The organism is Pandoraea pneumonica, assembly GCF_902459645.1.
GTDB lineage: Bacteria > Pseudomonadota > Gammaproteobacteria > Burkholderiales > Burkholderiaceae > Pandoraea > Pandoraea pneumonica.
This window is the reverse complement of the sequence record NZ_CABPSK010000004.1, coordinates 381,884-395,815: the sequence shown is the minus strand read 5'-3', so window position 1 is coordinate 395,815 and position 13,932 is coordinate 381,884. Positions and strand designations below refer to the sequence as shown.

Annotated in this window: 8 protein-coding genes; 4 read left to right on the top strand and 4 right to left on the bottom strand. The window is 64.4% G+C overall.

Features of this window, described 5'->3' with window-relative positions:
• Window positions 1-61: 61 nt before the first annotated feature.
• Window positions 62-1,318: a D-amino acid dehydrogenase gene (locus PPN31114_RS20900; RefSeq protein ID WP_150681435.1), complete on the bottom strand. Its 1,257-nt coding sequence runs from the start codon at window positions 1,316-1,318 to the stop codon at window positions 62-64.
• A gap of 214 nt (window positions 1,319-1,532) precedes the next feature.
• On the opposite strand from PPN31114_RS20900, the gene PPN31114_RS20895 reads away from it, so the two are divergent.
• Window positions 1,533-2,492: a LysR family transcriptional regulator gene (locus PPN31114_RS20895; protein WP_150681434.1), complete on the top strand. Its 960-nt coding sequence runs from the start codon at window positions 1,533-1,535 to the stop codon at window positions 2,490-2,492.
• 51 nt (window positions 2,493-2,543) lie between these two features.
• Here PPN31114_RS20895 and PPN31114_RS20890 read toward each other — a convergent pair whose 3' ends face one another.
• A complete protein-coding gene (locus PPN31114_RS20890) occupies window positions 2,544-3,149 on the bottom strand; it encodes a hypothetical protein (RefSeq protein ID WP_150681433.1) in 606 nt (201 codons plus the stop codon).
• A gap of 47 nt (window positions 3,150-3,196) precedes the next feature.
• Window positions 3,197-4,612, bottom strand: a complete 1,416-nt coding sequence (dbpA, locus tag PPN31114_RS20885) for an ATP-dependent RNA helicase DbpA (RefSeq protein ID WP_150681432.1) — start codon at window positions 4,610-4,612, stop codon at window positions 3,197-3,199.
• A gap of 159 nt (window positions 4,613-4,771) precedes the next feature.
• On the opposite strand from dbpA, the gene PPN31114_RS20880 reads away from it, so the two are divergent.
• Both PPN31114_RS20880 and PPN31114_RS20875 read left to right on the top strand, forming a co-directional pair.
• Entirely contained in the window at window positions 4,772-9,757 is a 4,986-nt protein-coding gene (locus tag PPN31114_RS20880; RefSeq protein ID WP_150681431.1) for an NAD-glutamate dehydrogenase, read from the top strand.
• A gap of 224 nt (window positions 9,758-9,981) precedes the next feature.
• Window positions 9,982-11,217, top strand: coding sequence for an MFS transporter (locus PPN31114_RS20875; protein WP_150681430.1), 1,236 nt, complete (start codon window positions 9,982-9,984; stop codon window positions 11,215-11,217).
• A gap of 34 nt (window positions 11,218-11,251) precedes the next feature.
• On the opposite strand, the gene pdxR is transcribed toward PPN31114_RS20875, so the two are convergent.
• On the bottom strand, window positions 11,252-12,910 hold the full coding sequence (pdxR, locus tag PPN31114_RS20870) for a MocR-like pyridoxine biosynthesis transcription factor PdxR (protein WP_150681429.1): 1,659 nt from the start codon (window positions 12,908-12,910) through the stop codon (window positions 11,252-11,254).
• A 207-nt stretch (window positions 12,911-13,117) separates the two neighbouring features.
• Between pdxR and PPN31114_RS20865 the strand changes: the two genes are divergently transcribed.
• Window positions 13,118-13,843: a GNAT family N-acetyltransferase gene (locus PPN31114_RS20865; protein ID WP_150681428.1), complete on the top strand. Its 726-nt coding sequence runs from the start codon at window positions 13,118-13,120 to the stop codon at window positions 13,841-13,843.
• Window positions 13,844-13,932: the final 89 nt, after the last annotated feature.

The following is a 13,932-nucleotide window of genomic DNA, read 5'->3' as shown; positions in this document are numbered from 1 at the left end:
GGTCGCGTGAAGCCAGTGCTTGCACTGGCCGGGCCGGCCCGTCATGTTCGGGCACCGAACCTTACGCGGCCAGCCGGGCAAACCCTGCCAAATCGACGGCAGGCGGCTCGCCGTCGATCGCATTGGCGATGACGCGCGCGGCGCCCATCGACAACGTAAAACCTAATCCGCCGTGGCCCACGTTCAGCCACATATTGCCCAGCCGGCCCGCACGTCCCAGAATCGGTCGCCCGTGCGGCGTGGCGGGACGCATCCCCGTCCACTCCAGCGGCGCATGCGCACCGCGCAGGGCCGGGAACAGGTCGCCCGAGAGCGAGCGCAGCGCATCGATGCGATGCTCGGCAATGCGATAGTCGTAACCGACCAGATCCGCGATGCCCGCAACACGCAGGTGATCGCCGAGGCTTGCATACACCACCTTGTTGTCCGCATCCGTGACCGACACCTGCGGACGAGCGGCTTCCGGTGCATCGCGATACGTCAGGCTGTAACCCTTGAGCGGATACAGCGAAATCGACTCGCCCACTGAGCGCAGTAACGGCATGGCGGCCAGACCGTTGGCGACGACGACGGCGTCGACCTCGATATCACCCGCGCGGGTGCGCACTGCGCGCACTGCGTCGCCGCGCACGTCGAAGCCGGTAACTTCATGATCGAAGCGCAACGTGCCGCGTGCATGCGCACCGATGAGCCGCGTCAATTCCTTGCACAACAACTGACAATCGCCCGTGCCTTCGCCCGGCGTGTGAATTCCGCCCGCCAGATCGCCAGCGATCTTGCCCAGTGCCGGCTCCAGCGCTGCACACGTCGCGGCGTCGACACGGCGCTGTGCGTAACCGAGGCCGTTGGCCAGTTCGAGCGAGCGTTCTGCGGCGGCGAGTTTGGCGGCGTCGCGATACACCACGAGTTTGCCGCTCAGCCGATAGTCGAAGGACACCGACTCTTGCGCGAGAAACTCCAGCATCACTTCGCGGCTATGCAACCCGAGCGAGAGCAGACGCAAGGTCGAGCTGGCATTGGCCTGCGCATTGCAGTGTTTGACGAACTCGATCGACCAGCGCCAGAAATCCGGATCGAACGAAGGTTTGATTCGCAACGGGCCGGTGCGCGAAAACAGCAGCGACGGCAATTGCGACAGTACCCCGGGTGCCGCGAGCGGCGACACGTAGCCGTAACTCAGTTGGCCGCCGTTGGCGAAGCTTGTGCCCAGACCCGGGCCGCGCCCGCTGTCGATGACCGTGACCTCGTGGCCGGCGCGCAGCAACTGATACGCGCTGGCGAGGCCGACGATGCCCGCCCCGATGACTCCAATATGCATGACGATGAATAACAACCAAAAACGCAGGGAATTGCAAGGCGGAAAATATTCGCGGCAGCAGGACGGGGGAGCCGCCGCAGGCGCTTTTTCCTTGGCCTTTGTTACGCAGTGTAGAGCGATAAAAATCGCCAACCTATGCGGTTTTGAGGCAGCATATGTCTTTTAGCTATAGGGTCGGCGCGATGCGCGGCCCACCACCGGAGCGGCAGCAGGCATGAAATTGCGGCATATCGAGACGTTTCGCGCAGTGGTTCTGACAGGCTCGGCGAGCGGCGCGGCACAACTCCTCAACGTCTCGCAACCGGTGGTCTCACGCGTGCTGCAACATGCCGAGCAGCAACTCGGTTTCAAGCTGTTCGATCGCGTGAAGGGGCGCCTCGTGCCCACTGCCGAAGCGCGCCGCCTCTATCCCGACGTAGAACGAATCTTCAGCGACTTGGAGCGTCTTCGCACCACGTCGCGCAATTTGCGTCAGCACGGCGTCGGCCATCTGCGCATTGCCGCCACGCCCAGCCTCGCGCAAAGTCTGTTGCCCGCCGCCATCGAGCGCATGCGGCGCGCCCATCCCGACGTTGTTTTCGAGCTCATCACGCACCACACGACCGAGATGATCACGGCCATTCTCACGTCGTCGGTCGACGTGGGCATCGTGTCGGCACCGCCGATGGCCGCCGGTATCGTGAGCCGCCCGATTGCACAGGGGCACATCGTGCTGGCCGTGCCCGCTGCATGGCCGAAGCTTTCGCGGCGCGGGCAAGCCAGTGCCGAGGCGTTGATCGGGCGCGATCTGATCAAGCTTCACGACGACACACCGCTAGGCGCGCTCATTAACGAGCGGCTGGAGCAAACGGCGCTTTTGCAGGATGCCGAAGTGATGGTGCAGACCTATTCGCTGGCGGCGGCGCTCGTCGAACATGGGCTGGGCTACGCGCTGCTCGATCAATTCACCGCGGCCAGTGCGCACGTGCAGACGCAATGTCTGTACCGGGTGTCGCCTGCGATTGAGTTTCCGGTCGAGATGCTGCGCCCGGCACACGAGCCGGAGTCGGTGCTGGCCGATACGTTGCGCCGTCATCTGGCGGACGTCGCACAGGAGCTCAGTGCGCGCGCAGAGGCGCTATGCGAAGGCCGCGAAATCGTCCTCGCGCCGGGCGAAGAAGCCGACGAAGGCTGAGCAGGCTGGACTGCGCCAGCGGCTTATTGGAGCCACCAGCGACTTAGCGACTTACCGGCAACCCGGTTCGCTTTTGACTTCGAAATAGGTGAAGGGCTGCCCTTGCAGCTTGCTCGCCAGCGACGGATAGTTCGCGGCGACAAATCTGCGCGCTCCGGCCATATCGAAGTCGGTACGCAACCAAATCTTCCCGTCGTGACTGTCGAGCACGAGCGTGCCCGCGTAAATCACATCGCCCCGGCGCACTTGTATGGTCGGCACCTTGCGGCCCTTGCAATAGCGGAAGCGGTAGCTGTTGTCGGCAGGCACAAACTCCATCGGCCCGAAACGCTCGTTGCGCATGGGCGGCGACACGCGCATGGCGACAAAGCCGCGCGTCGGCGGGTTGGTGTTGAGCGTACGCGTGACCTTACCGGCGACGATGCCGTTGACCGTCTGCGAAAAGTCCGAATAGCTCCACGGCCCCCATGTGCTTTGCAAGGGCGTGTCGAGACCGACGATCACGATGGCGTATTCGTCGAGAGTGTCTTCGGTGAGTGGGGGATTGGGCGGTACGCCCTTGGTGCTGCAAGCGGTGAGCAGCGCCGCGAAGGTGAGCGCCGCACACCGCGCAGCGAAGGAGGACAACAGGGGACGTAACGTTTGCGACGACCTCATTGCAGCCTCCTTGCCGCGCGCGGCGTGGGGGTTAGCTTTTGGACACTTCAGTCCTGCTGCATGTACCGCACTTTGACCTTACGGCCCTTAACACGGCCGTCGTTGAGCTTGCGCAGCGCCACGGGGGCGATGTCGCGCTCCACGGCAATATACGTGAAGTTCTCGAGCACGTTGATCTTGCCGATCTGGTTGGCGGCAAAGCCTGCCTCGCCGGTGAGCGCGCCCAGCACGTCACCCGGACGAATCTTGTCTTTCTTGCCGCCGTACATCTGAATCGTCACCATCGGCGGCAGTAAATGGCCGCTGCCCGACGGCGTGAGCTCGTCGAGCTTGTGCCAAGGCACTTCGCCGCCCTGTGCCGCTTCGATGGCGCCCACGCGGCCCATCTCGTTCATGCTCACCAGGCTGAAGGCCCAGCCGTCTTCGTCCGCGCGGCCGGTGCGGCCGACGCGGTGCACATATACCTCGGGGTCGGGCGTCACGTCCACGTTGATCACGGCTTCCAACTGTGCGATGTCGAGCCCGCGCGCGGCCACGTCGGTAGCAACCAGCACCGAGCAGCTACGGTTGGCAAACTGAATCAGCACCTGATCGCGCTCGCGCTGCTCCAGATCACCATGCAGCATCAGCGCGTGGAAGCCTTCTGCCATCAGCACGTCGGTCAAATCGCGGCACTGTGCGCGCGTATTGCAGAACGCAATCGTGCTGACCGGGCGGAAGTGGTCCAGCAACTGACCCACGGCATGCAGCCGTTCTTCTTCGCGCACTTCATAAAAGCGCTGGCGAATCTTGCTGGCGTCGTGCTTTTCTTCCAGGCGAATCTCGCGCGGGTTACGCAGCAGGCGCTGCGCCAGCTTGCCGATGCCTTCCGGGTACGTGGCCGAGAACAGCAGCGTCTGGCGCGAAGCGGGCGTTTGGCGGGCGACGGTGGCGATATCGTCGAAGAAGCCCATATCGAGCATGCGATCGGCTTCGTCGAGCACCAGTGTCTTCACATTGGCGAGCGAGAGCGTGCCGCGCTCGAGGTGATCCATGATGCGGCCCGGCGTGCCGACGACCACGTGCGCGCCGTGGGCGAGGCTTTCGGCCTGCGGGCGCAGCGGTGCGCCGCCACACAGTGTGAGCACCTTGACGTTGTCTTCGGCACGGGCGATACGGCGCACTTCCTGCGCGACTTGCTCGGCGAGCTCGCGGGTGGGGCAAAGCACGGCGGCTTGTACGGCGAAGTCGCGCACGTCGACGCGTTGGAGCAGGCCGAGCGAGAAGGCGGCGGTCTTGCCGCTACCGGTCTTGGCTTGGGCGATGAGATCGTGCCCGGCGAGCATGTCGGGCAGCGATGCGCTCTGGATGGGCGTCATCGCGGCGTAACCGAGCCGTGCGAGGTTCTCCTGCATGGCAGGCGAGAGCGGCAGGCTCGAGAAGGGGGCGCCTTCGGCGCGAGAATCGGGGGCTTTTGAAGTCATGCGCGATTATACCGGCTTATATAGCGGCTCATTTAGCGGCACTATATCTGCCCAGTGCCTGTCCTAGCGGTTGCCCGAAGCACCATTGCCGCCCGGGACCACCCGGCGTAGCATGGCCTTGCCTGTCGATGACTCGTCCCATTCCTGCCGAGGTTTTTCATGCCTGCGCATCCGGAAGAGAAGGTCCGCCAGCACATGGCGGAAGTCGTGACCATGGCGCGCGAGCGCGCGCCCGACGTTGCAGCCCAGTTCGAACCCTTCGTATTGCATTACTACGGTCTGGCCGATGCCGAGGAAGTCGTCTCGCGCAGTGTCGCCGACCTTTATGGCGCGGCGATGGCACATTGGCAGCTCGGCCAAAAGTTCGTGACCGGCCAGCCGCGCATCCGCATCTACAACCCCACGCTCGATCAGCATGGCTGGCATTGTAGTCACACGGTGGTCGAAATCGTCAACGACGACATGCCGTTTCTCGTCGACTCGGTCACGATGGAAATCAACCGGCAGGGGCTAGCGCTCCATTCGGCGTTTCACCCGGTTTATCGCGTCACCCGCGACAACGCGGGCAAGCGCATTGCCGTGGCCCCTGGCGGCGGCATCCGGCGCAACGGCGCCCCCGCCATGGGCGATGGGGCGAGCCCTGCCGCCGATGTCGGGGCGTTGCTCGGCGCGACCGGCGCGGCCAGTGCGGCTGCGCCAGCAGGCGAGGGCGCTGGCGGGAGTGCCGAAGGTGGGCGTTTCGAATCGTATATCCACGTCGAAGTCGACCGGTTCTCCGAACCCGAGCGCATTCAGGCGCTCGCCGACGGGCTGCAACGCGTGCTTGGCGACGTGCGTGCCGCGGTAGAAGACTGGCGCCCGATGCAAGCCGCAGCGCACGCGGCCATTGAAGCCCTGACGGAACGGGCGGCGCAGAAGGGCGTGAGCGAGCAGGAGCGGGCCGAAGTGGACGAGGCGCAGGCGTTCCTCGACTGGATGCTCGCGCGGCACTTCACGTTTCTGGGCTATCGCGATTACGAACTCGTGGAGCGCGACGGCGCGCATTACTTGCAAGGCGTTGCGGGCACCGGTCTGGGCGTGTTGCGCGAAGCGCGCCGCGACGCCGCGTCGCCCGACGTCACCCGCTTGTCGCCCGGCGCCATCGGCATCGTGGAAGCGAGTACCCCGATTTTCCTCACTAAGGCCAACTCACGCGCCACCGTGCACCGGCCGGGTTACCTCGACTACGTGGGCGTGAAGCGCTTCGATGCGCAGGGCCGCGTCTGTGGCGAGCGGCGCTTTCTGGGGCTGTATACGTCGACGGTCTATATGGTGCCGGTCGAAGATATTCCGCTCGTGCGCCGCAAAGTGGCCGACGTGATCGGGCGCACGGGCTTTCTGCCCAACGGCCATTTGGCCAAGACGCTCGTCACCATTCTCGAACAATACCCGCGCGACGAACTCTTCCAGATCGACACCGACGCGCTGGCAGACATCGCGCTCGGCATTTTGCGTTTGCAAGAGCGCCAGCGCACGCGTCTGTTCGTGCGGCGCGACCGCTTCGATCGCTTCGTGTCGTGCATGGTGTTCGTGCCGCGCGAGAAATTCAACACGGACCTTCGCGTGCGCGTGCAGAACCTGCTGCTCGCGGCGTATCACGGCACGGGCGTGGAATTCACGCCGCAGCTCTCCGAATCGATGCTCGCGCGCATTCATATCACCGTGCGCACCGAGCCGGGCCACGTGCCCGATGTCGACGTGAACGAACTCGAAGCGCGCATCGTCGAGACCTCGCGCCGCTGGCAAGACGATCTGTCGGAGGCGCTGCGCGAGCACTTGGGGGAAGAGCGCGGCATGCGTGCGCTGCGCCGTTACGCGCAGGCGTTTCCCGCCGGGTATCGCGAAGACTATGCCGCGCGGGTGGCCGTGCGGGACGTCGAACTGATCGAACCGCTGCTCGGCGCTCGGCCGTCTGAGACTGGCTGCTCACCGTTGTCGATGCAGCTCTATCGTCCGCTCGAAGCCGCACCTGGGGCCTTGCGCTTCAAGATTTATCAGGCGAGCGAGCCGATCGCGCTCTCGCGCAGCTTGCCGATGCTCGAACACTTGGGCGTACGCGTGAACGACGAGCGCCCGTATCGTATTGAGACGGCCGACGCTGGCACGGTCTGGATGCACGATTTCGGCATGACGAGTCTCGACGGCGCCGACGTCGATCTGGAACATGCACGCGCCCGCTTCGAAGACGCGTTCGCGCGTATCTGGGCGGGCGATGTCGAGAACGACGATCTGAACCGCTTGGTACTGCAAGCCGGGCTGACGTGGCGCGAGGTGCGTATCCTGCGCGCATATGCGAAGTACATCCGGCAAGTGGGCTCGACGTTTAGCAATGCCTATATCGAGAATGCACTGACCGGCAACCCCGCGATTGCGGGCATGCTCGTACGGTTGTTCCTCGCGCGTTTCGACCCGGCGCACGCTGCCGAGGCGCGCACCGCCCAATCGGAGCAACTGCGCGCCAAGATTCACGAGGCGCTTGAAGACGTGCCCAATCTCGACGAGGACCGCATTCTGCGGCAGTTCCTCGGCGTGCTGGAAGCCACGTTGCGCACCAACTATTTCCAACGAGGGCGCGACGGCACGGGCCAGAAGCCTTATCTGTCGTTCAAGTTCGATCCGTCGAAGGTGCCCGGCTTGCCCGAGCCGAAGCCGATGTTCGAAATCTGGGTGTATTCGCCGCGTGTCGAGGGCGTGCACTTGCGCGGTGGACGCGTCGCGCGCGGCGGCTTGCGCTGGTCCGACCGGCGCGAGGACTTCCGCACGGAAGTGCTGGGGCTCGTCAAAGCCCAGATGGTGAAGAACACGGTCATCGTGCCGGTCGGCTCCAAGGGCGGGTTTGTCGTCAAGCAACCGCCGTCGCCGGGCGATCGCGACGCGTTTCTGGCCGAAGGCGTGGCGTGCTATCAGACCTTCCTGCGCGGCCTGCTCGATCTGACGGATAACTATGTCGACGGGAATTTAGTCGCACCGCCGGACACCGTGCGATACGACGCCGACGATCCGTATCTCGTGGTGGCCGCCGATAAAGGCACGGCCACCTTCTCCGATTACGCGAACGCCATTTCCGCCGAGTACGGCTTCTGGCTGGGCGATGCGTTTGCATCGGGCGGGTCGGTCGGTTACGACCACAAAAAGATGGCGATCACCGCGCGCGGCGCGTGGGAATCGGTCAAACGGCATTTCAGCGAGATGGGTGTCGACACGCAGTCGCAGGACTTCACGGTGGTCGGCATTGGCGATATGTCGGGCGACGTGTTCGGCAACGGCATGCTCCTCTCGAAGCACATCAATCTCGTGGCGGCGTTCGATCATCGCCATATCTTTCTCGACCCGTCGCCAGATGCGGCGACGTCATTCGCCGAGCGTGAGCGGCTGTTCCAGTTGCCGCGCTCCAGTTGGGCGGACTACAACACTGGGTTGATTTCTGCGGGCGGTGGGATCTTCCCCCGCAGCGCCAAGGCGATTCCGCTGTCGCCGGAGGTGCGCGCGCTGATCGAGACAGAGGCGACCGAAATGGCGCCGACCGATCTGTTGCGCGCGCTGCTCAAGGCACCGGTGGATCTGCTTTACAACGGCGGTATCGGCACCTACGTGAAGGCCAGCACCGAGACGCATGCGCAAGTTGGCGACCGGGCCAACGATGGCCTGCGCGTCAATGGTCTCGATCTGCGGTGCAAGGTCGTGGCCGAAGGCGGGAATCTCGGCCTGACGCAGTTGGGGCGCATCGAATACGCGCAGCACGGCGGCCGGATCAACACCGATGCCATCGACAACTCGGCAGGCGTCGATTGTTCCGATCACGAGGTGAACATCAAGATCTTGCTGGGGATCGTGGTCACCGATGGCGAGATGACGCTCAAGCAACGCAATACGTTGCTCGCGGAGATGACCGAGGAAGTCGGCACGCTGGTCCTGCGCGACAACTATTTCCAGACGCAGGCGTTGTCGCTCGGGCGTTTGCGCGCAGCGGCGGCGCTCGATGGCGATGCACGCTTCATGCGGTATCTCGAACGCGGGCAGCGGCTGGCCCGCGCGATCGAGTTTCTGCCTGACGACGAGGCGCTCGATGCGCGCCGGACTGCGGGTACGGGCCTCACGTCGCCTGAGCGTGCCGTGCTGATGGCCTATAGCAAGATGTGGCTCTACGACATGCTGCTCGCCAGCACGTTGCCTGATGCCGAGTTCGTGTCGGAAGACCTGCCGACGTATTTCCCCTCGCCGCTGGCCAGCCGGTGCGGTGCGGCGATGACGCGGCATCCGCTCAAGCGGGAGATTCTGGCGACGATGCATGCCAATGCGCTCGTCAACCGGGCGGGCGTGACGTTCGTGCATCACCTGAGCGAAGAGACGGGCGCCGACCCGGTGGATGTGGTGCGGGCGAGTTTGGCCGCACGCGGCGTCTACGGGCTGGATGCGTTGTGGGCGGAAATCGACGCTCTCGACGCGCGCGTGTCTCACGAAACACAGGCGGCGCTGTTCACGGCACTGGCGCAGTGGCACGAGCAGGCGACGCTGTGGTTCTTGCGCCGCCGGTTGACCGACGTGCCGCAGACCGTGGAGCGTTTGCGCGGGGTGCTCGATCCGCTGCTGCCGGTGCTTGATTCGCTGGTGAGCGGCGAGGCGGCCGATGAGGCCCGCGCTAAGCGTCAGGCATTCATCGATGCAGGCGTGCCGCCCGCGCTTGCGCAGACTGCGGCAGGCATCGGTGCACGCGTGGCGCTGCTCGATATTGCGGAAGTGGCCAGTACAAGTCAGTGCGAGCCGGAATTGGCGGCGCAAGTGTATTTCGCGCTCGATCAACCGCTGGGGTATGGCTGGCTGCATGCTGGCGTGCTTGGGTTGCCGGTGCAGTCGCACTGGCAGCGTTTGGCGCGGGCGACGTTGCTCGAAGAGTTGTCGACACTGCGCCGCCGGTTGACGGCGAGCGTGCTCGAAGGGAAGTCGTCGGCGGGGCAGGCGGATAGCCGCGTCGCCGAATGGCAGCAGGCCCACGCCGATTCACTCGCTCGCTACCACCGTGTGCTCGCGGATCAAGTGGCATCGGGAAATGCCGATTTGGCCATGCTCTCGGTCAGTCTCAAATCTTTAGCCGAAGTCGGGCGATAAGGTTGTCATATCACTTGTCTATTGCCGACGCCGTGCCCGATCTGCCGGGCACGGTAGGCAAAATAGAGACATCACATCTCGTCACCTTTTAAGCGTTTACACAAAAGACGCAAAACAGCGTATCATCCGGGAAAACCCTAGGATTGAACTCAGCCGCGCGAATGCTTGCCCATCGCGCGGCTGGCTTCGTTCTGGGGTTTCGTCGATTCCTCTTTCCCTACGCAATGTCAAACGACGCCCGCACCCCTACGCAGTTTGCGACGACGCTGCAAATCGTCTCGACCGTGTTCTTCACGTTCCTCTGCTATCTGACCATTGGCCTGCCGCTCGCGGTGCTGCCGTCGTTCGTGCATGTGGATTTGGCTTACAGCTCGGTCATCGCCGGGTTGGCGATCAGCGTGCAGTATCTGGCGACGCTGCTTTCGCGCCCGTACGCGGGGCGTACCGCAGACGCATGGGGGCCGAAGCGCACCGTGTTGTGCGGCTTGGTGGCCTGCGGTGCATCGGGGTTGCTCGTGGCGCTTGGCGGCGTGTTCTCCGGGCTGCCGTGGTTGTCGCTCGTCGCGCTGATTCTTGGGCGGCTGGTGCTCGGCTTCGGTGAAAGCTGGGTGTCGACCGGCGCGATCATGTGGGGCATCGGGCAAGTGGGCCCGTCGAACACCGCGCGGGTGATCTCTTGGAACGGTGTGGCGACGTATGGTGCGCTGGCATTGGGTGCGCCGCTGGGCGTTGCACTCGATAACGCTTACGGTATTGAAGCCTTGGGTGGCGCGATTGCGTTGGCCGGTGTCATCGGGTTGCTGTTGGCTCGCATCAAGCGCGCTACGCCGGTGATTCATGGCGAACGTCTGGCCTTCCGTGCAGTGCTGGGCCGCGTGATGCCGTTCGGCTTGGGGCTGGCGCTCGGCTCCATCGGGTTCGGTGCAATTTCCACGTTCATCACGCTGTACTACGCAAGCCATCACTGGGACAACGCAGCGCTTGCCCTCACAGCGTTCGGCGTGTGCTTCATGGGTGTTCGTCTGATGTTGGGCAGCAGCATCGGGCGCTTCGGCGGGTATCGCGTGGCGATGGCGTCGTTCGCGCTGGAAGCCTTCGGCCTGATCGTGCTCGGCGTGGCACCGACCGGTTTCACGGCGTTGCTGGGTGCTGCGCTCTCGGGGGCTGGCTTTTCGCTGGTGTTCCCGTCGTTGGGCGTGGCGGCGGTCAACTTGGTGCCCGCACAAAATCGCGGCGCGGCGCTTGGTGCCTACTCGGTGTTTCTGGACGTGGCGCTTGGCGTGACGGGGCCGGTGGCGGGGCTGATCGTCGGGGCTTACGGCTATGCCGAAGTCTATCTGTGCGCTGCTATTGCCGCCGTTGCGGCTGTGCTGCTCACCGTTTGGATGTCGCGTGCCGCCCGGGTTCGTGAGGCCAGCGAGGCTGCCGACACCACCAAGAAAACACCGCAGACCGCCTAGTTTTTTCGCACAGCGGCGCATTGCCGCTGTCGCCTCACCGCCCCACTTTCCCTTGTGCCGCCACAATGGCCGCCAGCCGCTTGATAAGCGACGGAATGCGCGCCGCATCCGTATCGCCGTAGCCGATGACGAGGCCGTTGTCGGCGGGCAGCGGGTCGAGGGCAAAGCTTGAAAGCGCGCGCGGTCCGATACCTTCACGCAAAGCGGTTGCGACGATCGTCTTATCGTGAAAGGCGGGGTCCAGCCGTACCGTGAGATGCAGCCCGCAGCGCTCGCCGATGACGGCATAGGCCGGATCGAAATGTTCGGCGAGGGCTTCGCGCAGCGCGGTTTGCCGCTCGCGATACAGGCGTCGCATGCGACCGAGGTGTCGCGCGAACTGCCCGCTGCGAATGAAATCGGCCAGCGCCAGTTGTTCGAATCGATGGCCGCCGCGAAGCAGTTCGTCGAGCGCGTCGCGCGTTTGCGCGGCGAGTTGTGTCGGCAGAATCAAAAAGCCAAGCCGCAGCGCCGGAAACATCGTCTTGCTGAACGTCCCCACGTAGACCACCGGGGCGTCGGGCACCATCCCTTGCATTGCCGCAATGGGCTCTCCTTGATGGCGAAATTCGCTGTCGTAATCGTCTTCCAGAATCCACGTGCCGTATTGGCGGGCCTGCGCAATGAGGTCGAGCCGACGCGAGGCCGAGAGCACGCTGCCGAGGGGATATTGATGCGACGGCGTGACGTAGACCAGACGCGGTGTCGCATGCGCCCACATCTCCGGCGGAATCACGATCCCTTCATCGTCCACGCGCATGGCTTGTACGCGCACGTCGCTCGCGTGAAAGGCGGCTTTCGCACCGCGATAGCCAGGGTCTTCCATCCACACCGTGTCGCCCGGATCGGTGAGCAAGCGAACGCACAAGATCAACGCCTCATGCGCGCCTTCGGTGATGACCACTTGCGACGCGTCGCAGCGCACACCACGCGAGATGCGTAAGTGTTCCGCGATGGCTTCGCGCAGTGCAGGTTCGCCGAGCGGATCGCCATAGTGATAGTGGCGGGGCTGGGCTTCGCGCATCACGCGCTCGAGCGTGCGTCGCCATGTGCTCGCTGGAAATCGGGTGAGGGCGGGCACGCCGGGCACGAAGGGCAGGGGCGATTCGTTCGCGCGCGCGGCATGGCTGGTCGAAGGCAACCGTTGCACGCGCCGCGAGGCGGCAGGCGAGGGGCCTGCGACGCCATCGCTGACGGTGTCTGCTTGCGTCGGAATCGCAATGGATGGGGCCGCGCCGGGAGCCTGCGCGCTGGCAGTCTGCGCCGCAGCGTGACGCATCGGAGCGCGTTTGGCCGCTTCTTCGGCAACGCGCGGGTCGAGCGAGAGTTGGGCGACGCGTGTGCCGAGCCGGTGCGGCACGATAAAGCCTTCGGCGGCCAATTGGTCGTAGACGATCGACACCGTATTGCGCGACACGGCGAGATCTTCGGCGAGCGTGCGCGAAGCGGGCAGGCGCGCCCCCGCAGGCAAGCGTCCTTCGAGAATGGCGTGTTTGAGCCGGGCGAGCAGTTGCTTTTGAAGCGAGAGGCCGCGTCCCGAGCCGGTGTTCAGTGGGCTGTCGAACAGCGCGGCGACGTTCTCGGGGCGGGTGTCGTGGCGAGCATCACCCGTGAGAGGGGCGGACTCGCTGGCGTGCTTGGCGGATGCGGACATGGCGTGCGGGGCAGTAGCGTCGAATGTGCGTGGCCAGAATTCGCCACAAAGAAGTGCCACGAAAAAGTGCCACGGTTCCGAGGGGAATGATCGTGGCACCATTAGATTGCCGTTGATTGGTGCTTTTTATCGTACCACCGATGCGTTACTTTGGTGTCATGGCCGTTGCGTCCACGGCACTCATTACGTTTTTCGGAGAGGACTTTCATGACTGAAGCACCGCTGTTCAACGAATACGATCAACCCATCGGGCCGCAGGTGCCGGACTGGACGCCGCGCGCACAGCCGCCCCGCACGGCGATCACTGGCCGTTACTGCCGCGTCGAGCCCATCGATGTGGAGCGCCATGCCAAGGATCTGTACGACGCCTATGCGAGCGCGGTCGACGGGCGCGACTGGACTTACATGTCGGCGGGGCCGTTTCCGGATTTCGACACCTACTACGCGTATGCGACCAAGCAGGCATCGTCCACCGACCCGTTGCATCACGCGGTGATCGATTTGGAGACGGGCAAGGCGGTGGGCACGCTCGCGCTCATGCGTATCGACACGGCCAACGGCGTGATCGAAGTGGGCCACGTGGCCTATTCGCCGCTGCTCAAGCGCACGCGGGCGGGCACAGAGGCGCAGTACTTGTTGCTCAAGCGTGCGTTCGACGAGCTGGGGTATCGCCGCTACGAGTGGAAGTGCGACGCGTTGAATGCGCCTTCGCGCCGGGCGGCCACGCGATACGGTTTCACGTTCGAGGGCATTTTCCGTCAGGCGATCGTCTATCGTGGCCGCAGCCGTGACACGGCGTGGTTTTCGATCACGGATGCCGAGTGGCCTGCGATCAGCCGCGGTTTTGCGCACTGGTTGTCGCCGGAGAACTTCGATGCCGAAGGCGAGCACCGGGCGAGTTTGGCCGAATTGATTTCGGCGGCGAAGGGCTGATCGACGGTCGATCGTCCGTGCCTGCGCAGATAAAAAACGCCCCGCCGGATGCGATCCCGGCGGGGCGTTTTGTTGTTCCGAGGCGGGCG